General features: G+C 71.1%; 1 protein-coding gene. It reads left to right on the top strand.

Annotated elements, in window-relative coordinates; translation table 11 throughout:
* Nucleotides 1-795, top strand: a 795-nt coding sequence (locus QN219_RS33745; protein WP_284004756.1) for a VCBS domain-containing protein, incomplete at both ends; no start/stop codon positions are given.

Raw genomic sequence — 795 nt, 5'->3', positions numbered from 1 at the left:
ACGCTCGACGACGGCCTCGCCGACAGCCTGGCCGAGGGCGAAAGCCGCACCGAGAGCTTCGTGGTGACGGTCACCGACGACAACGGCGCCACCGACACCCAGACGGTGACGATCACCATCACCGGCACCAACGACGCGCCGGTGATCGGCGCCGCGTCGGTGATCAGCGGATCAGTGAGCGAGAGCGGCCTGGCCGCCGACGACGCCACGCCGGTGACCGGACCGCTGACGGCGACCGGCACGATGGTGTCGAGCGATGTCGACAGCGGCGCCACCGCGAGCTGGAGCGGCACGGCCGCCGGCAGCTACGGCAGCTTCGTCATCACCGCCGCCGGGGTGTGGAGCTACACGCTCGACGACGGCCTCGCCGACAGCCTGGCCGAGGGCGAAAGCCGCACCGAGAGCTTCGTGGTGACGGTCACCGACGACAAGGGCGCCACCGACACCCAGACGGTGACGATCACCATCACCGGCACCAATGACGCGCCGGTGATCGGCGCCGCGTCGGTGATCAGCGGATCAGTGAGCGAGAGCGGCCTGGCCGCCGACGACGCCACGCCGGTCACCGGACCGCTGACGGCGACCGGAACGATGGTGTCGAGCGATGTCGACAGCGGCGCCACCGCGAGCTGGAGCGGCACGGCCGGCGGCAGCTACGGCAGCTTCGTCATCACCGCCGCCGGGGTGTGGAGCTATACGCTCGACGACGGCCTCGCCGACAGCCTGGCCGAGGGCGAAAGCCGCACCGAGAGCTTCGTGGTGACGGTCACCGACGACAACGGCGCCACCGACACC

The sequence above is a fragment of the Sinorhizobium sp. 8-89 genome, assembly GCF_030124325.1.
Lineage (GTDB): Bacteria > Pseudomonadota > Alphaproteobacteria > Rhizobiales > Rhizobiaceae > Sinorhizobium.
Note: the sequence above shows the minus strand (reverse complement) of the source record. Positions and strands in the feature narration are given on the sequence as shown.